The following is an 18965-nucleotide window of genomic DNA, read 5'->3' as shown; positions in this document are numbered from 1 at the left end:
TACCTTCGCCATTTTTTTGTAGGTTGGGTTGAGCGTTCGCGTAGCGTCCCGTAGGGAAGCAAAACCCAACGTATTTGTTGGGTTTCGTGCCTCAACCCAACCTACGAATCCAGGCATTTTTCGATTTGGCTAAGGTATTGATTTTAAAAAATAATTTACTCTACTCAGGTATAAATCAGCAGTTTTGTCACCAGAATTGACACTTAAAACTTTATTGCGTCGTAACTTGCTGATGCGTAGCGGTATTAAGTTGGTTTGAAGGTCGTGAAACCCAACAAAGCCCTGAAAATGTTGGGTTTCGTTCCTCAACCTAACCTACCCCTTAAAAATTTTCTGGAGGGATTCGATTTGTTGCGAAAGTGTCTCTTTTCCTGTCTGAGAGGTAAAGGGTAAAGGTAAATTCAAACCCTTTCCCCCTTAACTTTTAGCCAAAGATTGGGTCGGAATCAAGTTCCCATTCATGCTTGAGCAATTCTCGGTAAGTCGTTTCCCGAATTATCATCTGCTTATAGAGCATAAGCAAAAACTCTTGAGCTTGTTCACGGGACATTTGCTGCACTTGGTCAGCAAAGGTTCTCAGGCTAAATTCTTGTTCTAAAGATAATGTAATGGGTTGATTCATTGCAGGCTCAATCGCCCAACTGGGCGAAAATTAATTTATGTCAAACGAATTCTAGAATTTGCAATCATTCTCCAGATGCTAGGTCTGAGATTTTTCGTCAGAAAAGACGTTGCATCACCTTGAGGTTCTAATACCGTTTATCCCAAGTTACTGAAGAAAGTTGCCCAAAGGATTCCTGTCACTCCTATAGCAATTAAAACGTTAGTGAAAAACTTACCTAATTCAGCTTCTTGTCCCAGGCTGTTGTCCTGTTGACCTGCTGTAAAAAATAATGACCAAGCTTGGTTAGTATTAATTGTCTCAAAGTTATTAAAATCAGGGCGAAAAACAACGGGGCTAATTAAATCTTTTTTAGGGAAATCAAAATCAGTTTTCATCGCTTTTATTACTTACTCTTTTATTTGGATTTGCTTATGTAACTAAATATTACCTTATGTAAACAAATGTTGCAATAGCTTTACAAAAAGCAAAGGGGTGGTAAACCGTACTAAGTCGGTTATAAATGCCGTACTTGCTGTTGAAAACCTTGATGTCACTCCATTGTGGCAACCCAAGTCAGAACCTAAATTCCAAGTAATCGGACGGAATCAATTACATAATGTCATTGCGATCGCTCGCAATGACTGTAAATAGTACTTCTAAGCCTAAGATGATTCACTGTTGGCGGGCTAAGGTAGATTTACCAACATCCTCAGAACCAATAATCAAGATTTTCTTCACCTTAGCGTCTACACATCCTTTTCAAGCTTAAGAGGGTAAGCATTGCTCACCCAAATAACCGTCTTCAGAGCAACTCAATACGCCGCTACAATAGTACCCTAAGAAGAATTATGCCCAAAGACTGATATTATGACTACTGCTACAACTGTGAAAACTGAGTACGAAGCGATTATTGGTCTAGAAACCCATTGTCAACTGAGTACTAATACCAAGATTTTCTCTAATAGTTCTACGGCATTCGGTGCTGACCCTAATACTAACATCGACCCGGTTTGTATGGGTTTACCTGGGGTCTTACCTGTACTAAATCAAAAAGTATTAGAATACGCCGTCAAAACTGGTTTGGCACTAAATTGTCAAATTGCTAAATATAGCAAATTTGACCGTAAACAGTATTTTTATCCTGACTTACCCAAAAATTACCAAATTTCTCAATATGACTTACCGATCGCTGAACATGGTTGGTTAGAAATTGAGTTGGTAGATGCTGAGGGTAATCCCACTCGCAAGCGTATTGGCATCACACGTCTGCACATGGAGGAAGATGCTGGAAAATTGGTACACGCTGGCAGCGTTGGCGTTGGCGAAGCCTCTCGTAGAGAAGCCTCTCGGAACGAGACTCGCCTTTCTGGTTCTACCTATTCTCTGGTAGACTACAATCGCGCAGGTATACCATTAGTGGAAATTGTCTCAGAACCCGACTTGCGTTCGGGAATAGAAGCTGCTGAATACGCCGAGGAATTGCGCCGGATTGTGCGGTATCTCGGCGTGAGTGACGGCAATATGCAAGAAGGATCTCTGCGCTGCGATGTCAACATCTCTGTGCGTCCAGTAGGAAGAAAGGAATTTGGCACCAAGGTAGAAATTAAAAACATGAACTCGTTCAACGCCATTCAACGGGCGATTGACTACGAAATTGAACGCCAAATCGCCGCCGTCGAAGCAGGCGCGAGCATTATCCAAGAAACTCGTCTGTGGGAAGAAGGCACTCAACGTACAAGTAGTATGCGGATTAAGGAAGGTTCTAGCGATTACCGCTACTTCCCCGAACCAGATTTAACACCAATTGAGGTGTCAGATGCCCAATTAGAACTGTGGCGCAGTGAACTACCAGAACTACCAGCCCAAAAACGCCATCATTACCAAAATGAGTTAGGGCTTTCAACTTACGATGCGCGAGTCTTGACAGAAGATCATCCTGTATCCGAATATTTTGAAGCAGCGATCGCATCTGGAGCGAATCCGAAAGCTGCTGCAAACTGGATTACTCAAGATATTGCAGCACATCTCAATAAACAAAAACTCAGTATTACTGAAATCGCCTTGACTCCCACCAATCTAGCTGATATCATCAATCGGATTGAAACGGGTAAAATTAGCAACGCCCAAGCTAAAGAAAAGCTGCCAGATTTGCTCAGTGGTATCTCTCCTGATAAAGCCTTTGCTGGTCAAGAACTAATCACCGATCCTAGTGTACTGGAACCTATCGTTGATGAAGTCATAGCCGCCAATCTCAAAGAACTAGAAAAGTATCGCGGCGGTAACACTAACCTCAAAGGCTTCTTTGTTGGACAGGTTTTGAAAAAGACAGGCAAACGTGCTGATCCTAAGCTAACTAACGAATTGGTGGAGAAAAAACTGAACGCCTAATATTCAACTAACCCAAAATTGTGGGGTAAGACGGGAGGTAATACGGTTCGGTTAAGGTGCATAGTTCTTAAAGATCCCCCTTAGTCCACGCCAGTCGCTCATGGGGGAAACCCCCAGACGCTCTCTACGAGAGGCTAAAAGCGTAGCTTGCTTCTCTGTAAGAGTACGCGGACTCGCTAACGCTGCGCTATCGCTTTTAGCGTCTCCCCTTCTCCCAAAGGGAGAGGCTAACGCCTTCTCTACGAGACGCTCCGCGAACGCGGAGCGTCTCGTAGAGAAGGGAGAAGACCTCGCTGGCTCCCCTTAAAAAGGGGGAAATAGAGTTATTCTTAGCCCCCTTTTTTAAGTGGGGTTGGGGGGATCGAGTCTTATCCGAACTGTATTGAGAGTGGAGTTATATTGAATTTTTGGCACGATAATTTTGATAGCTAATCAATAATCCTTGTCCGTAAAAACAAAAAAATCCCAAAAAATTTACTTAGTATTTTTATTCTGATATAAATGTTAACTTTATTGTGTAAGTATATTAACCTCATCGCCGATTTTTAAAATTTTTCCGGCTGACGATGGGGGTAAATGGGTATTGACACTCAATCTGTAAAAGTGATTAAAAGGCGATAAAGCAACCCAATTTGGTAGAGTTGCTTGTCGCTGGGTTGCAAAGATTTTTTGAAAGTTTGGGTAAGCTTCCCCTAAATAAGAATCGCGTGTTGGGACTATACAACGCTGACATGGTTTAACCCCAAAAAAGTCCACATCTCCGACTCGAAAGGAGACTAAATCATCTTGTTCACTAAATAGCTGATCTTCCCAAAATGCTGGTACACCATCAATCTCGATGTTGATACGCATCCGACGACGCATTTCATCTATACTCAAACCGGGGAACCAAGAGGTTACTTCTGCCAACGTTGCTGTACTAATTACCGTTGGGCCAAGTGAGTCTGTATCATCAGGAAAGCCCATCAGAGAGTTTTGCCTGAATGTAACAGCAAACCCAAAAAAATCACTTAAAGTTGCTTCTAACGCCTGCCGTTCCTCATCCAGATGAAAAATTTTTTGTGAGTCGCTGCCTGGGATTTGCAACGAGATAGTTCTATTTAAAAGGGCAAATTGAGCCCTTAGTAAATGGATTTTAGCATGACGTTTGCCATTGACAAATCTACCCTGTTCGTCAAAAATGGCAAATTCGCGGTCATGCTGTAATGCAGCACTGGCAAGTACTCTAGCGTTTTTAACTTCAACACCATCCAGTGATTTAACCGGATATAGTAAAATCTTGGCTAGGTAAGGCATCATAGCAATTTGGGATTTTAGATTTTGCGTTCGCGTAGCGTGTCGGAGACAAAAGTTGAGCCAGTTACTTGCGTATTTTCCCACAGCAATCCGCTCAAACGGCTGCTTCCCCGTTGTGCAAACTGGCGTGTAAGGAGGATTTCTCTCCGTAGCAAACTTTTTAAGACGGATTTTGGATTAAATATTGATGATTTCGCAGTCTCCAATCTTTAATCCAAAATTCTTTTGTTACTTATGGATATATTGGTGATTTATCTATTCCTCCAACATGATTTAGAGGCCAGAAGCGAACTATAGCACGTCCAATAATATTCTCGCGGGGGACAACACCCCAGCAGCGGCCATCATAACTACTGTTACGATTATCACCTAGTACTAAGTAGGAGTCAGATGGTATGGTCTGAGGTTTCGCCAAAAAAGGTGGCTGTGGTCCTGATTGGCAAACATCAATTACTGTACTCTGCCCAGAGCCAAGATAATTAGTTTCTGGGAGGAGTTTGTTGTTGATATAGACTTTGCCATCCCTAAGTTGTATTTTTTCTCCAGGTAAGCCAATTACACGTTTGATGAAAGCATCCTGGTATTGTTCTTTTTGCAGTTCTTTTGTAGGTGAAAATACTACTATATCTCCTCGTCGCGGATCAGCAAATTTATATTTCAATTTATCGACAATGATTTTGTCTGCTTCCCACTGGTTTGGCGTACCATGCAGAGTCGGTTCCATCGACCCAGATGGAATCCAGCGGGCTTCAGCAACAAAGGTGCGAATTCCCAGAGCTAGAACAATGCTTAATATAATTGTTCTACCTAGCTCTGCGATCCAGGAATTATCGGGTTGTTGACTAGAGTTGTTATCAGGCACTTGATTTTGCATGAAATTACTTAACTGAAAAAAAGATGTAGGTAATTAACTCACCTAGTGAGACTTTATCTGTTAATCTTAACGGGAAAACTTTAATTTCCTAGTCGTGTTCGCATCTTGACGGGGTTCTTCATAAATTAAAAATAAACTTTTTTTAACGCGCACTAAGAATTGGTTACTCAGAGAGCGACTCAGTTTAACCTAAAAGCATAGTTTTCTGTAATATGTAGCTCCTTGTCTGAACTTTTTTAGCTCTATGTCATCTCCACAAATTTTACTAATTCGCCACGCTCGGATTATCCTACCCAATGGTGAACTGATGATTGGGGATGTGTTGACGCGCGATCGCCAAATAGTCGAAGTTGCGCCAGAAATCTCCCAGACAACACCAGCCACAGAAATTGACGCACAAGGTTTAACTTTGTTGCCAGGAGTCATTGATCCGCAGGTACATTTTCGGGAACCAGGACTAGAACACAAGGAAGATTTATTCACAGCCAGTTGTGCCTGCGCTAAAGGCGGAGTCACTTCCTTTTTGGAAATGCCCAATACGCGCCCCTTGACAACGACACAGCAGGCTTTAGACGACAAGCTAGAACGTGCCTCACACAAGTCCTTGGTTAATTATGGCTTTTTTATTGGGGCAACAGCAGAGAATTTACCAGATTTGCTTTTGGCAAAGCCAACACCAGGAATTAAGATTTTTATGGGGTCGATGCATGGTCAGTTGTTGGTTGATGGCGAAACAGCACTCTCTGCGATATTTGCTAAAGGCGATCGCTTGATTGCTGTTCATGCCGAAGACCAAGCTAGAATCAACCAACGCCGCCAAGAATTTGCTAATATTCACGATCCAGCCGTTCACTCGCAAATTCAAGATGATCAAGCGGCGCTGTTGGCAACTCAACTGGCATTAAAACTTTCTCAAAAATATCAACGTCGTTTGCATATTTTGCATATGTCAACAGCAATTGAAGCAGATTTGCTGCGTCAAGATAAACCTAGTTGGGTAACAGCGGAGGTGACACCACAGCATTTGTTGTTAAATACTAGTGCTTATGAGCAGATTGGCACTTTAGCACAGATGAATCCACCTTTGCGATCGCCCCACGATAACGAAGTTCTCTGGCAAGCTTTGCGCGATGGCGTAATTGATTTTATCGCTACAGATCACGCGCCGCACACCTTAGAAGAAAAAGCTCAAGAATACCCCAATAGTCCTTCGGGAATGCCTGGGGTAGAAACTTCCCTAGCTTTAATGTTAACGGCGGCAATGCAAGGACACTGTACAGTAGCCCAAGTTGTGAACTGGATGTCCAAAGCTGTAGCTGTGGCTTATGGTATTCCTAACAAGGGAGCGATCGCACCTGGCTACGATGCCGATTTAGTGCTTGTAGATTTAAATACATACCGTCCAGTCCGGCGCGAGGAACTTTTAACCAAGTGTGGTTGGAGTCCCTTTGAAGGCTGGAACCTCACCGGCTGGGCTACAACTACCATTGTCGGCGGTGAAATTGTTTATGACAAAGGTCAAGTAAATAAGCAAGTGCGGGGACAAGCTTTAACTTTTTTGCATTAAATATTTCTTTAGGTTACGCAAGCTGAATAGAAACTTGACAAATTAGCTCTTAGTCTTCTCGCTAAAATTAGGTTTTTATTGAGAATGAACAACGAACGAATAAGTTTTAGAAAAAACGTGAGGATCACTCTCGCAAATGTTAAGAAATATCCGGGTAATGGATAGCTTAAAGAAGGAGGGAACCGGAATCAAAGTCCCCCTTTTTTAAGGGGAGCCACTGCGTTGGGCGGCTCTGCCGACTTGTACCCCTTCGGGGAAGCAAGCTACGCGCAGCGTCTCCGGCAAGGAGAAGCATGTGGCGTGGATTTAGGGGGATCTCAAAGTATTTGCTACCAAGAATAGGACTTGTTCATTCATCCTCTAACCGAAGATGTGGGTTAAAATACCGATATCTTCAATAACTACCCACGCAGAAAGCCCTGAAAAAAGCGTTGGCATTCGCGCAGCGTCTCGTAGAGAAGCCCACCGTAGGTATCGCTATGCTTCAGTATCCCCATCTCGAACAATCGCTAAAACATCACTTCGGTTATGACCAATTCCGCCCCGGACAACGGCAAATTATCGAAGAAGCGCTACAAAATCGAGATTTAATGGTTGTGATGCCAACTGGTGGGGGGAAATCTCTGTGTTTTCAATTACCGGCACTGTTGAAAAAAGGTTTAACGGTGGTGGTGTCGCCATTAATTGCTTTGATGCAAGACCAAGTAGAAGCACTGCGAAATAATAATATTAATGCGACATTTCTGAATAGCAGTTTGAATCCTTACCAGGTGCGATCGCGGGAAGAAGCCATCCTTAGCGGTAAAGTAAAATTATTATACGTCGCCCCGGAACGTCTGCTGAGTGAAAGGTTTCTACCGTTTCTCGATTTAGTTAAAGAAAAAATCGGTATTTCTAGTTTTGCTATTGATGAAGCGCACTGCGTCTCTGAGTGGGGACACGATTTTCGTCCAGAATATCGCCAGTTAAAATCTCTGAGAAAACGCTATCCTGATGTACCTACCGTCGCCCTCACCGCCACAGCAACCGATCGCGTCCGTAGTGATATTATTCAACAACTAGGACTAAAGCAACCTAGCATCCATCTTGCCAGTTTTAACCGGGAAAATCTTTATTACGAAGTTCGTCCTAAAACTAAATATGCTTACGCCGAATTGTTAGAACTAATTCGAGAAACTGAAGGTTCGACAATTATTTATTCTTTAACTCGTAAAAAAGTTGATGAACTCACTTTTAAACTGCAAAATGATCAAGTTATTGTTTTGCCTTATCACGCCGGATTAACTGATGAGGAACGTAGTAGTAATCAAACGCGATTTATTCGAGATGATGTCCGAGTTATGGTGGCAACAGTCGCCTTTGGAATGGGAATTAATAAACCAGATGTGCGGTTGGTAGTTCACTTTGATCTGCCCAGAAATATCGAAAGTTATTATCAAGAATCGGGTAGAGCAGGTAGAGACGGAGAACCATCTCGGTGTACAATATTTTTCAGCTTTGGTGATGTTAAAACAATTGAATGGAGCATTGATCAAAAAACTAATCCTCAAGAACAGTTGATTGCCAAACAACAATTGCGGCAGATGATCGATTACGCTGAAGGCACTGATTGCCGGCGCACAATTCAACTGGGTTATTTTGGAGAAAGGTTTCCTGGGAATTGCGGTAACTGTGACAATTGTCGTCATCCCAAACCGATGCAAGATTGGACAATTGAAGCCATGAAGTTTTTATCTTGTGTGGCGCGTTGCAAAGAAAGATTTGGGATGCTGCACATAATTGATGTGTTGCGGGGAGCAAAAAAAGACAAAATTATCCAGTACGAACACGATAAACTTTCTACTTATGGTATTGGTAAAGATAGAACTCTAGATGAATGGCGAATGTTGGGGCGATCGCTTTTACATCAAGGGTTAATAGAACAAACTAGCGATGGTTACTCAGTTTTAAAACTAAATGCCTTAAGTTGGGAGGTAATGCGAAAACAACGCCCAGTTTCCCTAGCTGTAACCACAGTCCAAAAAATTACCTGGGAACAGGGGAGTGAAAAAGCAGAAGTTGCAGAAATATTATTACAGAAGTTGCGATCGCTACGTAAACAATTAGCTGATGAGCAATCTGTACCACCTTACGTCATCTTCCACGATTCCACTTTAAAATTGATGGTACAGGTACAACCCCAAACCTTAGTTGAATTTGCGAAACTTTCTGGTGTAGGTAGTCACAAACTCGCTCAATATGGCGAAAAGTTTATTACAGAAATTCGCGCCTACCGCCAAGAAAAAGGTTTGCAAAATAAATCTGTTACTTCTGCTTCCGCATCATCTTCCAACTCGTCTTCTTACACCGAATTACAGACATTACAATTACATCAACAAGGTTTAAATATCGCTCAAATTGCCCAAAAACGCAACCTTAGTCCAGCAACAGTTAGCAATCATTTAGAAAAACTAATTGAGAAAAATCAGCCAGTTGATTTAAATCAATTAGTACCTCTAGAACATCAACAAAAAATTTGGCAAGTTTTAGAAGTACTCGGTGATATTTCCCTCACTCCCATCAAAGAACAACTAGGTGAAAGTTATACTTTTGATGAAATTCGTTTATTACGGAGTAAATGGCGGCGCGAAAATCGCAAGTAATAATTAAGGAGTAACCAATGAGTCAAATACTTAATACAGGAGTACGCTGGACAACCCACGATGTGGAACTGTTACCAGAAAATGAAGGGACGCGCTACGAGATAGTTGATGGAGAATTATTTATGACCAGGGCACCTCACTTTAAACACCAGCAAACTTGTGGCAAGATTTTTCGACAACTTGATATTTGGTCGGAGTTGACTGGTTTAGGAGAAGCCGTGATCAACCCTGGCGTTTTATTTTCAGAATCAGATAATGTGATTCCTGATGTAGTTTGGGCTACTAAGGAAACCTTGGCGCTAACGTTGGATGAAGCAGGACATTTAAGTGGCGCACCAGATTTAGTAGTCGAAGTTTTGTCTAATAGCAAAGAAGACTTAAGACGCGATAAAGAAGCGAAACTCAAACTTTATTCTTCCAGAGGAGTGAAAGAATATTGGATTGCTGATTGGCGATCGCGTAAACTAGAGGTCTATCGACGCGAACAAAATCAACTTAAGTTGGTAGAAACCCTATTTAGTAGTGATAATATAATTTCTCCCCTGTTGCCTGGTTTTAGCTGTACTGTAAACCAGTTTTTCCCTGTTTAAAATTTATCGTAAATTAAACCAGAATTTAAACCAGGGAATACAACATGACTATTAAGCGGATTATCCAACCTGGGCAGAGTTATACGTTTAGTAAATATTTTGAGCTACCTTATATAACTAAAGATATTCTCACAGATTTTAATTGTAGCTATGAAAAGAAGGCACTAGAACTACCTACTTATATAAAGGAGATAACATATTTAGACTTTCTAAATCGCTATCTAAAACGCAATATATCAATCTTTGATTCAGTTGCAGAAATAGCTATTAGAGAAATGTTAATTTCTCCGATTCTTGTAGAAGTTTGTGACCAAACACAATCTATTCTTTATATTGAGTATACTGTTAATGTTAGTGAACAGCTTAAAGGTACATTTGACTATTATCTAGTTTCCCAGAGTTCACTTTTAGTTATTGAGGCTAAACAATCAGATTTAAAAAGAGGATTTAGTCAGCTAGCGGTAGAATTATTAGCATTAGACCAGTGGGTAGATTCCCCTAACTCTATATTATATGGAGCTGTTACCAATGGATATGATTGGAAATTTGGACTATTGCAAAGACAGGAAAAACATATCATAGAAGATACTAAACTTTATCGCGTTCCAGAAGGTTTAGAAGAATTAGTTAGAGTACTTGTAGGAATTCTTAGTAATACTAATCACTAGCTTAGACCCAGGGCTATTTCATTCTAGACATAAACCGCCCAAAACTAAAGTTCCTTTTCTTATAACTAAAGTCCGTTAAAACGGACTATAACATGAGTCTCAGTCCTCTTTAGACGACTTTCGCTATTAGACTCAGAATTCATTCTGAGGCGGGCTTGCAAATAGTCCATTAATTCGGAGAACACTTGGCACAGAAATCAGGACTGAATTTACAGTATTGACTACCTGTCAATGGGTAAGCTGTACAATAAGGAAAACTGGTAAGTTTGACTCTGGCTGCTTGTAATTTTGAACCATTCGGCAACGCTTCAGTAAGTTTGGTTTTATCAGCCACAAAGATAGCTAAAATCTTAGGTAACGCCATACAAGCAGTAATATTGAGCAGCGTTAGCAATGTAGCGTCTATCAAATTCATAGGTAATCATCCCTTGTGAAAAATAGGCGTAGCCCGTCGTAGACATCGCTATTCTTAGATGCAAATATAATCTATTGCTTGCAATCTATTTAACTAATCTTAACATAAATTTTTGTAAATAAAAACGTGGAATTCCTGGAATTATTATACACAAAAGGGAATGTGGATAATGAGGATGGTTATTGTAGCGGAATAACAAAATAAGCTAACAATTACGATCAGTTTACAAAATTTAGGTAAGGTGCTATGTCAAAAATCCCACCTGCGTCTTCTTTTTTATCTAACATCAGTGAGCAAGAACGTCAGGCATTAAAGCGGTTGGTAGATTACACAAATGTAGAATCGCTACCAGAAATTTGGCCTTTAGCAGCCGGGCGATTTGGTGATGTTGTCGCCCTCCGCAACCCTAACGCTAAACCAGAAGTAGCGATTACTTATACCCAGTTAGCAGAGCAAATACGGCTATTTGCTGCTGGGTTGCAGGCGTTGGGAGTAAAGGTAGGCGATCGCATTTCCCTGATTGCTGACAACAGTCCCCGCTGGTTTATTGCCGATCAAGGCATAATGACTGCTGGAGGAGTTGATGTAGTGCGTAGCTCCCAAGCCGAAAAAGAAGAACTGCTGTTTATCATCGCTAATAGTGGCAGTACGGCAATAGTAGTTGAGGATTTAAAGACACTTAAAAAATTGCAAGGTAGCGAAGCGGTAGCGACGTTAGGAGCATCTCGCCTCAATGATCTATCAATTCAACTAGTAATCCTACTTTCGGATGAAGCACCACCGACAGAAGGAACCCTAAAGGTGTTGAACTTTGCCCAGCTGATCGAAATTGGGATAAATCATAATTTTGTGCAAGTCTTGCAAAATCGTGACGCTCTGGCAACCCTAATTTACACCTCCGGTACTACGGGCAAACCCAAGGGTGTAATGCTGTCTTATAACAATTTGATGCATCAAGTAACAACATTTGGGACAGTATTGCAACCAAACGTAGGCGATATAGTTCTCAGCATCCTGCCTTCATGGCATAGCTACGAACGGACTGTTGAGTATTACTTATTATCTCAGGGTTGCACACAAATTTATACCAACTTACGCTCTGTAAAAGGAGATTTGAGACAATTTAAACCGAACTACATGGTAGGTGTACCGCGTCTGTGGGAATCGATTTATGAAGGAGTGCAAAAGCAGTTCCGCGAACAACCAGCGAATAAGCAGCGCCTAATTAACTTTTTATTCGGTGTTAGCGAGAAATATATCAAAGCGCGGCGAGTTGCTCAAGGGTTGAATTTAAATAATCTTCATGCATCAGCCGGCGAACGATTAGCAGCGAGGATACAAGCATCGGCTTTATTACCCCTCCATGCTTTGGGAGAACGACTGGTTTATGCCAAGGTGCGGGAAGCAACGGGAGGACAAGTTAAGCAGATGATTAGCGGCGGCGGTGCGCTTCCTAGGCACATAGATAACTTTTTTGAAATTATTGGTGTGCAAATTTTGCAAGGCTATGGCTTAACAGAAACTTCTCCTGTTACCCATGTGCGTCGTCCTTGGCGAAATTTGATTGGTGCATCAGGGCAACCACTTCCGGCTACAGAAGCTAAAATCGTAGATCCTGAGACAAAAGCGTCTCTACCAATAGAGAAGCGAGGCTTAGTATTGTTGAGGGGACCACAGATTATGCCAGGATATTATCAAAATCCCGAAGCGACAGCGAAAGCAATTGACGCGGAAGGTTGGTTTGATAGCGGCGATTTGGGTTGGCTGACACCACAAGACGACTTAGTGTTGACTGGCAGAGCGAAGGATACGATTGTATTGACTAACGGGGAAAACATCGAACCGCAGCCGATCGAAGATGCGTGTTTGCGATCGCCCTACATCGATCAAATTATGCTCGTCGGCCAAGATCGGCGCAGCCTGGGAGCCTTAATCGTCCCCAATCTCGAAGCTTTAGAAAAATGGGCAGCGACTCAGAATCTAATACTGGATACGCAGAACGATCAGATTACTTCCTCACCTAGTCAAAAAATTGAGTTGGAGAGTAAAATGATCCAGGATTTATTTCGGCAAGAATTGAATCGGGAAGTGCAAAATCGTCCAGGTTATCGACCGGATGACCGCATCGGGACGTTCAAACTCATTTTGGAACAGTTTTCCATCGAAAATGGCTTGATGACACAAACACTAAAAGTCCGACGACACGTCGTTACGGAACGCTATCACGATATTATTGACGGGATGTTTGCCTGATAATTCCACCTGCTAACTATAAGAGTGAACGTGAAATATTTATGGATGTCTCCAAATCCAATTTGCTCCTGAAACGTGTTGTTAACGTCAAAGTCATTGTTACTCCCCTCTGGAAAGAGGAAGTACAACAGCAACTACAAACGCAAATCAATCAAATCGACCAACAACTGCAACAGCTAGAAGTCGAAGGACAAAGAGCTGTTACTGCAATTCAAAAGCAGAGTCTGCAACCACCTGGCCCCCAGACTCTCCAACAAATTGACAATATCCAACTCCAAGTCAATCAAAAGAAAAGTGAACTGCTAGAGCAGAAAAATCAGTTGCTGCAAAACCTCCAGCAAGTACAGTTTCTCCAGCAGGATCAAGAAGTCAACCAATTCCAAATGGAAGGCTTTTTCCGGGTAGAAATTGGTGATAACCTAATTAGCAAAATGCAGGTCGAAATCGTTCTGCGCGATGGCATTGTAGAAGAAATTCGCGGCGACATTTAAATTTGTCATTAGTCATTTGTTTTGTGACCAATGACTAATGACTAACGACAGATGTGATTTAACTTTGTGTGGGGGCGGCTCCCAGCCGAACATTGCGCCTGGGAGCCAGCCCAAACAATTTGCCACATTGGAGGTGAGCTAATAAAAAGCGATCGCCCAAAGGTGGTCATCTCAACTCGATATTTAACTGCACCAACTGCATTATCACCCCGCTTGATTTGCGTAATCGTCACTGAGGACTGATTTGGTTGCGGATAAGTTACTTCTACCTTTCGCGTTGCTCCCGCTAATGCTACGTCTTCAAAGGCACTTAGGGCGAGGATAGCAGGATCGCTACCTTGGAGAGATGAGTTAATACTTTCTAGAGGTATAGTTTTATAATCAGAACGCTCTGAGTATGGCACAATCTCCTGAGACTGATGTATTGCTGCCACCTGCTGAGTTTGTCTATCACTAGTCTCAATAATCGGTACAGATTGCTGGCGCTGAGTAACATAAACTCCAGCGCTAGCAGTGGCAAAAATACTTAATATTACAATCAAAAAGAATTTCAACTTTGTTGACATAAAATTAAACAGGAATTTCAAACAGGCTTATTACCAATTTTGAATTCTAGATTAAACTGCACCCCATATCCTCTAACTATGAGAGGTTCCCATATCTTCAGCAGTGGGATGAGGAATATAAAATATATAGCAATCCTAGTTGATTTGTGAGAAATTCGTGATGGTTTGTAAAAGTCAATAACCAAAACACGATACTGAGTAATCATTGAGGATAGCTCTGTACTATAGACCTGTAAGTTATATTTAGGTTCCTGGAGTCAAGGGTTAGTAACTCTCCCCCCACTCCCCAACCAAAATATAAAATTTCCATGCCAAAACTCTGCTGCCAAGATACAATTTGATGTGGCAAAAGCTGTTAAAGTCCATAAATTATTGATTTTCAAACCACCCTATGAGCATTCACGAAGTATTTATGCCGGCGCTGAGTTCTACCATGACCGAAGGCAAAATCGTTTCCTGGGTGAAATCGCCAGGTGACAAAGTGGAAAAAGGCGAAACAGTGGTGGTTGTCGAGTCAGATAAGGCAGATATGGATGTAGAAACCTTTTATGAGGGATTTCTAGCACATATCATAGTTGAAGCTGGTGAAACTGCCCCGGTAGGATCTGCGATCGCCTTTATTGCCGAAACGGAAGCTGAAATTGAACAGGCAAAATCTCTGGCCAATTCTGGCGGCGCGGCTGCTACTACCTCTTCCCCGGAATTAATCCCCGCCGCCACAGCCTCAGTTGCCACACCTGCCTTAGCGGCTCAAAACGGGTCTAACCACCAAGAAGGAAGGCTTGTAGCTTCACCCCGTGCCCGTAAGTTAGCCAAAGAACTCAAAGTTGATTTAACTACACTCCAAGGCAGTGGTCCCCACGGTCGCATCGTCGCCGAAGATGTAGAAGCATTGTCCAATAAAGGCAAGCAACCCGCCACCACACCAGTTGCTCCACCAGCACCTGTAGTAACCAGCGCCCCTGCGCCCTCAGCACCTCGGACACCAGCACCCCCAACCGCAGTAGCGGCTGTTCCTGGTCAAATCGTGCCTCTAACTACCTTCCAAAATGCTGTAGTACGGAACATGGTAGCTACCGTATCCGTGCCTGTCTTCCGTGTCGGTTATACAATTACTACTGATGGATTAGACAAACTTTATAAACAAATTAAATCCAAAGGCGTGACGATGACAGCGCTACTGGCGAAAGCTGTAGCGGTGACGTTACAAAAACACCCATTGTTAAATGCCAGTTACTCAGACCAAGGAATTGTCTATCATTCTGATATCAATATTTCCGTAGCAGTAGCGATGGATGATGGCGGATTGATTACGCCTGTGCTGCAAAATGCAGACGCAGTAGATATATATTCTCTATCGCGCACTTGGAAGTCTTTAGTAGAACGGGCCAGGGCAAAACAATTACAGCCCCAAGAATACAACAGTGGTACTTTTACTCTGTCAAATTTGGGGATGTTTGGCGTAGACAAATTTGATGCGATTTTACCGCCTGGACAAGGTTCAATTTTAGCGATCGGGGCATCCCGTCCGCAAGTGGTAGCAACAGCCGAAGGTTTATTTGGCGTGCAGCAACAAATGCAAGTCAATATTACTTCTGACCACCGGATTATTTATGGTGCCCATGCTGCGGCGTTCTTGCAAGATTTAGCGAAGTTAATTGAGACGAATCCTCAATCTTTGACAATGTAGTTTTGAAAAGGCATCAAATTTATACGTTAGCGCTATGGGCGAGTAGCAGTTTGTCGTAGAGTAGCGCTAACAACAAACAATACTTACCGAAGAAGAATTCAGAATTCAGCAGCCAGAATCCAAAAGGAATTCTTTGCGAAATGTATGGAAACAGAGGTTTAGAGCAAGCGATTTTAATTGTAAAGAAGAAAAAATTCTTTTTGTGACTGAAACCCCTGATTTAAGGCGTGGGGTATTCTGACTTCTGACTTCTGATTCCTGCTTTGTTAAAACAACAGTCAAATCTGCTTTCAACGTTTTTACCAAAGTTTTACCGGTTTTGGCGATCCAATTTGATGCTCTTTGCGCCAAGCCTGGGGAGGTAATCCGTGATGTTGACGAAACTGGCGCGAAAAATGAGACACATCTTGATAGCCCAACGCTTTGGCAATTTTCTCGACCGTCTGATTATTATTTTGGAGTAAGAAACGAGCTCCCACCATCCGGCGTTTGACAATCCAGCAGTTTACAGTCTCGCCCGTCTGCCTTGCTACTCGGTTAGTTAAGTAAGCAGGTGAGTAACCAACTGCCTCAGCCACATCACACAAAGTAATTCCTTGGTGATAATGGGCTTCGATAAAGTCAAAAATTTCTTTTAATTGGGGAATGCAGGGAAAAATTGACTCAGAAGGAATGTTGTCTTCTGTATCAGGAGCTACGCCAACGCTTTGGGCGATCGCTGTAGCCTTATCTGCAAATATTGATTTTGGAGCTTTCTCAAATTTAGTAGCCCACCAGGATTTGAGAGTAGCTTGCTTTTGCAGTCGGATAGCGATCGCATTGTGCAATTCGTCTAATGTAGAGGGTTTGGTAAGATAATCATCTGCTCCCAATTCCATAGCTTTGCGAACATCTGCTTTGGTACTACTACCAGTCAGAAAAATTAAAGGAATAATTTCTGTAAGAGGATCTTTCCGTAGCTTATCTAAAACCTGATAACCGTCCATATCGGGCATCATGATATCGCAAATCACTAAGTCGGGTATATGCTCTCGTGCTTGCTGGTATCCAGCATGACCGTTGTCAGCACCGATCATATCAAAACCTTTAGCCTTAAGACCCTTTAAGTAAAGATTGCGGGTAACGTTATCATCTTCAATGACAAGAATTTTATTTGACAATTCGTTGAGCATTTTCTATCACCAGAACTTTTTGTGGTCAATGGTTATTAAACTCTTTGCTGAGTGTAAATCGGCATGAGATTAATTATCTTTTAGAGGTTGTTTGAAAAGTATTTGGCTATAAGAGGACTTTTCAAACATCCTCTTAGTGGGAGTTATAAGTGTTAAGTTGTAAAATAAAAACTATCTTTATCTCAACACTTACACTCGGAAACGCTGAACTCTGATTTTATTAATGGCAATATCACAGTAAACGCACTGCCCACATCAACTTCACTTTCTACAGAAATCTGACCGTGATGTAAGTCTACAAGGGTTTTAAGAATCGATAGCCCTAGTCCAGTACCAGATATATGATCAATATTGCTACCTCGGTAGAATGGTTCAAATATTCGTTGTTGATCTACTAATGAAATACCAATCCCCCGATCTTTTACCTGGAAAATTACTTTCCCATTTTTGCAAGATAGTTTCAACTCAATTGCAATCTTCGAGGTAGAATACTTAATTGCATTGTCAAGCAAATTCTTCAAAATAGGCTCCAACAGTTTTTTATCTACGCAGACTGTTAAGGAGTTATCTTGACTAACAAAATTAATCGGGATTTGGCTAATGCTCATTTGCATTTGGGCAACTAAATCATTACAGAACTCAACTAACTCAAGCGGTTTTGGCTCAAAGTTTAATTTTGCTGATTCTGCCTTAGAGAAGAACAGAATATCATCCAACATCTGGCTGAGTTGTTCGGTGGCTTTTTGAATGTGGTCGAGTAGTGGTTGGATTTTCTTCTGTGTACGTTTGTCTACTTCTTCCTTTAATAAGCTATTAGAAAATGAAACAATATTCAGCGGAGTCCGAAATTGATGGCAAACCATAGAAAGAAAACGCGCTCTAAGTTCGCTAAGTTGTTTTGCTTGTTCTAAAGCTTGGTTAAGACCTAATTCTGCATATTTATAATCGGTAATATCAATGGCTGCAACCATTTCGACTGGTTTCCCCCCAAAATCCAGCCCTCCATCCAACATGGCAACCGCGCAAGCTAGCCAGCGCTCTGTGCCGTTTTTTGTGAGAATATTCATCTCCTGGTATTGAAAGTTAGCTGCTTCACCCTCGTTACGCACCTCCCGGCATTTTTTGCTCTTAATCAGTCGGCGAAGATCAAACCCTGTCAGCAGTTCTTCTTTTGTGTAACCAGTCAGTTGTTCTACTGCTGGATTTATGTAGCAAAGCCGTGTTCCTTGAATTAAAAAAGTGCTAGCATCTGTCGTTTCTGCTAAAGTCCGAAATCTAGTTGCGTTCAGCCGTAATGCTTCCTCAGTCTGTTTGGATTCAGTAATGTCCCAAACACTCCAGACTCTACCAATAATTTTGCCTTCGAGACACTGAGGTTTAGAGTAGTGTGCAAAAACTCTCCCATCTTTCAACTCTAGAATGTCGTAGCTCTCAAAATCAGATTGGCTAGATACTTCCCAAATCAGCCGACTAAAAGCTTGGGGGTCTTTAAGTTGGTTCTCGAAAAATGTTTTGCACTGAGGACATTTTTTGGATAGTATTAAGAACTCTGGGATCTGCCACATATCCACAAATTTCTGATTCAAGCTCAGAATATCTCCCTCAAAATTAACTGCAACAATACCAATGGCAGTAGATTCAAGGGTAGAACGAAGTAATGATAGGGATTTTTCTAGTTCTACCTCCTTTGTCTTTAGTTGAGAAACTTCCTGTTGCAAATAGTCTTTGACACCCTTGAATTCATCAGTC

General features: G+C 41.9%; 17 protein-coding genes. 9 read left to right on the top strand and 8 right to left on the bottom strand.

The window, feature by feature from the left end:
- Positions 1-424: 424 nt before the first annotated feature.
- Together ACEW80_RS09905 and ACEW80_RS09900 are read right to left on the bottom strand one after the other, a co-directional pair.
- On the bottom strand, positions 425-622 hold the full coding sequence (locus tag ACEW80_RS09905) for an NblA/ycf18 family protein (protein WP_373526405.1): 198 nt from the start codon (positions 620-622) through the stop codon (positions 425-427).
- Positions 623-759: 137 nt separating this feature from the next.
- A complete protein-coding gene (locus tag ACEW80_RS09900) occupies positions 760-999 on the bottom strand; it encodes a hypothetical protein (protein WP_373526404.1) in 240 nt (79 codons plus the stop codon).
- Between the two features lie 97 nt (positions 1000-1096).
- On the opposite strand from ACEW80_RS09900, the gene ACEW80_RS09895 reads away from it, so the two are divergent.
- Both ACEW80_RS09895 and gatB read left to right on the top strand, forming a co-directional pair.
- The gene (locus ACEW80_RS09895) at positions 1097-1255 is read left to right on the top strand and encodes a hypothetical protein (RefSeq protein ID WP_373526403.1); all 159 of its coding nucleotides are present in this window, start codon (positions 1097-1099) and stop codon (positions 1253-1255) included.
- A gap of 216 nt (positions 1256-1471) precedes the next feature.
- Complete coding sequence (gene gatB, locus ACEW80_RS09890) at positions 1472-2992, top strand: Asp-tRNA(Asn)/Glu-tRNA(Gln) amidotransferase subunit GatB (protein ID WP_373526402.1); 1521 nt, start codon at positions 1472-1474, stop codon at positions 2990-2992.
- Positions 2993-3502: 510 nt separating this feature from the next.
- Here the strand turns inward: gatB and ACEW80_RS09885 are convergent.
- Together ACEW80_RS09885 and lepB are read right to left on the bottom strand one after the other, a co-directional pair.
- Positions 3503-4288 (bottom strand): MOSC domain-containing protein, encoded by a 786-nt coding sequence (locus ACEW80_RS09885; protein ID WP_373526407.1) that lies wholly within the window; start codon positions 4286-4288, stop codon positions 3503-3505.
- A 232-nt stretch (positions 4289-4520) separates the two neighbouring features.
- Positions 4521-5162, bottom strand: a complete 642-nt coding sequence (gene lepB, locus ACEW80_RS09880; RefSeq protein WP_373526401.1) for a signal peptidase I — start codon at positions 5160-5162, stop codon at positions 4521-4523.
- Positions 5163-5406: 244 nt separating this feature from the next.
- On the opposite strand from lepB, the gene ACEW80_RS09875 reads away from it, so the two are divergent.
- The 4 genes from ACEW80_RS09875 to ACEW80_RS09860 all read left to right on the top strand — a co-directional run bounded on the left by ACEW80_RS09875 (position 5407) and on the right by ACEW80_RS09860 (position 10629).
- The gene (locus ACEW80_RS09875) at positions 5407-6729 is read left to right on the top strand and encodes a dihydroorotase (protein ID WP_373526400.1); all 1323 of its coding nucleotides are present in this window, start codon (positions 5407-5409) and stop codon (positions 6727-6729) included.
- Positions 6730-7208: 479 nt separating this feature from the next.
- Entirely contained in the window at positions 7209-9371 is a 2163-nt protein-coding gene (gene recQ / locus ACEW80_RS09870; protein WP_373526406.1) for a DNA helicase RecQ, read from the top strand.
- A 17-nt stretch (positions 9372-9388) separates the two neighbouring features.
- Positions 9389-9961 (top strand): Uma2 family endonuclease, encoded by a 573-nt coding sequence (locus ACEW80_RS09865; protein ID WP_373526399.1) that lies wholly within the window; start codon positions 9389-9391, stop codon positions 9959-9961.
- 44 nt (positions 9962-10005) lie between these two features.
- A complete protein-coding gene (locus ACEW80_RS09860) occupies positions 10006-10629 on the top strand; it encodes a hypothetical protein (protein ID WP_373526398.1) in 624 nt (207 codons plus the stop codon).
- Between the two features lie 169 nt (positions 10630-10798).
- Here ACEW80_RS09860 and ACEW80_RS09855 read toward each other — a convergent pair whose 3' ends face one another.
- Entirely contained in the window at positions 10799-11044 is a 246-nt protein-coding gene (locus tag ACEW80_RS09855; protein ID WP_373526397.1) for a hypothetical protein, read from the bottom strand.
- Positions 11045-11290: 246 nt separating this feature from the next.
- Here ACEW80_RS09855 and ACEW80_RS09850 point away from each other — a divergent pair, with 246 nt between their 5' ends.
- Complete coding sequence (locus ACEW80_RS09850; RefSeq protein ID WP_373526396.1) at positions 11291-13297, top strand: long-chain fatty acid--CoA ligase; 2007 nt, start codon at positions 11291-11293, stop codon at positions 13295-13297.
- Between the two features lie 41 nt (positions 13298-13338).
- Positions 13339-13788 (top strand): YlqD family protein, encoded by a 450-nt coding sequence (locus ACEW80_RS09845; protein ID WP_373526395.1) that lies wholly within the window; start codon positions 13339-13341, stop codon positions 13786-13788.
- 41 nt (positions 13789-13829) lie between these two features.
- On the opposite strand, the gene ACEW80_RS09840 is transcribed toward ACEW80_RS09845, so the two are convergent.
- Complete coding sequence (locus tag ACEW80_RS09840) at positions 13830-14354, bottom strand: hypothetical protein (RefSeq protein WP_373526394.1); 525 nt, start codon at positions 14352-14354, stop codon at positions 13830-13832.
- Between the two features lie 391 nt (positions 14355-14745).
- Between ACEW80_RS09840 and ACEW80_RS09835 the strand changes: the two genes are divergently transcribed.
- Positions 14746-16044 carry a dihydrolipoamide acetyltransferase family protein gene (locus tag ACEW80_RS09835; RefSeq protein WP_373526393.1) on the top strand — a complete coding sequence of 433 codons (1299 nt, stop codon included), beginning with the start codon at positions 14746-14748 and terminating at the stop codon, positions 16042-16044.
- A 299-nt stretch (positions 16045-16343) separates the two neighbouring features.
- On the opposite strand, the gene ACEW80_RS09830 is transcribed toward ACEW80_RS09835, so the two are convergent.
- Positions 16344-17216, bottom strand: a complete 873-nt coding sequence (locus ACEW80_RS09830; protein ID WP_373526392.1) for a response regulator — start codon at positions 17214-17216, stop codon at positions 16344-16346.
- 182 nt (positions 17217-17398) lie between these two features.
- Positions 17399-18965 (bottom strand): scytonemin biosynthesis sensor histidine kinase (locus tag ACEW80_RS09825; RefSeq protein WP_373526391.1); only part of this gene is annotated, 1567 nt, incomplete at its 5' end.

Origin of the sequence: Nostoc sp. (assembly GCF_041747015.1) — a bacterium.
Taxonomy (GTDB): Bacteria; Cyanobacteriota; Cyanobacteriia; order Cyanobacteriales; family Nostocaceae; genus Nostoc.
The sequence above is the reverse complement of the archived record's forward strand: the minus strand, read 5'-3'. Positions and strand labels throughout refer to the sequence as shown.

Excerpts from the sequence above, each read along its gene's own strand:
- gatB (WP_373526402.1), top strand. The coding sequence starts at position 1,472 with ATGACTACTGCTACAACTGTGAAAACTGAGTACGAAGCGATTATTGGT.
- ACEW80_RS09900 (WP_373526404.1), bottom strand. The coding sequence starts at position 999 with ATGAAAACTGATTTTGATTTCCCTAAAAAAGATTTAATTAGCCCCGTT.
- ACEW80_RS09905 (WP_373526405.1), bottom strand. The coding sequence starts at position 622 with ATGAATCAACCCATTACATTATCTTTAGAACAAGAATTTAGCCTGAGA.
- ACEW80_RS09865 (WP_373526399.1), top strand. The coding sequence starts at position 9,389 with ATGAGTCAAATACTTAATACAGGAGTACGCTGGACAACCCACGATGTG.
- ACEW80_RS09885 (WP_373526407.1), bottom strand. The coding sequence starts at position 4,288 with ATGCCTTACCTAGCCAAGATTTTACTATATCCGGTTAAATCACTGGAT.
- ACEW80_RS09835 (WP_373526393.1), top strand. The coding sequence starts at position 14,746 with ATGAGCATTCACGAAGTATTTATGCCGGCGCTGAGTTCTACCATGACC.
- ACEW80_RS09845 (WP_373526395.1), top strand. The coding sequence starts at position 13,339 with ATGGATGTCTCCAAATCCAATTTGCTCCTGAAACGTGTTGTTAACGTC.
- ACEW80_RS09830 (WP_373526392.1), bottom strand. The coding sequence starts at position 17,216 with ATGCTCAACGAATTGTCAAATAAAATTCTTGTCATTGAAGATGATAAC.
- ACEW80_RS09860 (WP_373526398.1), top strand. The coding sequence starts at position 10,006 with ATGACTATTAAGCGGATTATCCAACCTGGGCAGAGTTATACGTTTAGT.
- lepB (WP_373526401.1), bottom strand. The coding sequence starts at position 5,162 with ATGCAAAATCAAGTGCCTGATAACAACTCTAGTCAACAACCCGATAAT.
- recQ (WP_373526406.1), top strand. The coding sequence starts at position 7,209 with ATGCTTCAGTATCCCCATCTCGAACAATCGCTAAAACATCACTTCGGT.
- ACEW80_RS09855 (WP_373526397.1), bottom strand. The coding sequence starts at position 11,044 with ATGAATTTGATAGACGCTACATTGCTAACGCTGCTCAATATTACTGCT.
- ACEW80_RS09850 (WP_373526396.1), top strand. The coding sequence starts at position 11,291 with ATGTCAAAAATCCCACCTGCGTCTTCTTTTTTATCTAACATCAGTGAG.
- ACEW80_RS09840 (WP_373526394.1), bottom strand. The coding sequence starts at position 14,354 with ATGTCAACAAAGTTGAAATTCTTTTTGATTGTAATATTAAGTATTTTT.
- ACEW80_RS09875 (WP_373526400.1), top strand. The coding sequence starts at position 5,407 with ATGTCATCTCCACAAATTTTACTAATTCGCCACGCTCGGATTATCCTA.